General features: G+C 38.4%; 1 protein-coding gene. It reads left to right on the top strand.

The genetic code is table 11. The annotated features are described in order from the left end of the window. On the top strand, positions 1–1,480 hold a 1,480-nt coding region (locus VXQ92_RS17020; protein WP_416682612.1), incomplete at its 5' end, for a DUF2345 domain-containing protein. Positions 1,481–1,648 lie beyond the last annotated feature (168 nt).

Below are 1,648 nucleotides of genomic sequence, written 5' to 3'. Positions count from 1 at the left end.
GACAAGCCAAGGCCGTGGTGAAGGCTTTGAGCTTAGAACAGACGCTTGGGGAGCTGTGAGGGCGGGTAAAGGCATGCTCATTAGTACCTATGCACAAGAGCAAGCGATTGCAGATCATTTAGAGGCCGCACAAGCACAATCCTTACTTTCACAAGGCTATGAAAGCATGAAAATGCTCAGTGAAGTTGCAGCCAAGCAACAAACTGATGCTTTGAACGTGATTAATCGCTTACCCAAATTCATCCAGTCGCTTGAGTTAAAAACCACAGGTCAGGCATTAAATAGTACGGTAAACCTATTCAAAGAAGGAATTAATAACGATCCTATCCATGCCCTAAAAGACTGTGGTGGCTTTATTCAAGACATCGGTGCACTAGGAGGAAACGCAAAAGGCGTTGTAGATGAATTCAATTCTTTCTTTAGCGATGCCAAAGATGCGGTAGAAAATTTAAAAGCATTCATCGAAAACGTTGAAGAACATGGCCCTGATATTGTTAAAGGAAAACTCGCAAGTATTAAAGACCGAATTCATAAAAATCCATTTGAAAGTATTCAAGAGGTCGGGAAAGTCTTAGCAAATGTCGAGACTAAAGACTTTGATTTGATGAGTACGTGTGGAACTTTTAGTAAAGGCAGTAAATTGGAAGTGTCACCTTCTAAAGCATTGAGTTCTTTACAAGGCTTTATGGAGGGTTATACCCAAGGTTTAGAAAGCAGTTCCGATACTAAACAGCAAGAACAAGGCAAAATCTTTAGACAAGCCCTTATGTTGTTAGCATCACCAAATGGTATTGCTTTGACGACGCCTGAAAATATTATTTTGCAAGCGTCGCAAGATATTGCCGAAAGTGCCAGCGGTTCTATTAATTTAAGTGCGCAAAAAAATATTATTGGGCACGCACAAGACAAAATCAGTTTGTTCGCTGCTCAAAAAGGTTTGCGTGCTTATGCAGCAAAAGGAAAGCTCGAACTACAAGCACAAGACGATGCTATTGAAGCAATTGCGAAGAAGGTGATTAAGCTTATTTCTACTGAAGATAAAATCGAGCTTACGAGTCCAAAAGAAATTGTATTAACGGCAGGTGGTTCACAGCTCAAAATTAATGCCAATGGCGTATTTTCAACAACAGGTGGTAAGTTTGAAAGTAAAGCTGGGCAGCATTTGTTTACGAGTGGGGCCAAGGTTTCTTATGAGGTTCCTCAGCTGCCAGGTACCATGATGTATAGTAATAAGTTGGATGTTTATGATTTGTTTTGGCAGAATGATTTCAGTCAGTTTAGTTATAAAGCTTTTATTCCAGCAACAAATTCATTTATCTCAGGAGGCCTAGATGAGCATGGGCGAACTGGGAAAATTACAAAAGAAGATCCGTTGAATATAAAAGTTTTAGTTGGAAAAGAGCAAGAACTGTGGGATGTAATTGTTGATGAATGGGATGATGAGGATTTTACTTTAGGAGTGAAAAAGAATGAAAAATAAGTGTTTAGTAACCTTTATTTTATTAGACTTGCTAGGACATCCCATTAAGAATGCTAAATATCAAATAAAAAATGGTAATAAACTCGTTGCTGAAGGATTAACAAATTCTAAAGGAGCAATTGTTGATATAAGTAGAGATAAAGGAGTAGTTCTTGATATCTATTTTCA

The organism is Acinetobacter sp. 228 (assembly GCF_048147885.1).
This window is presented reverse-complemented; position numbering and strand designations above follow the sequence as displayed.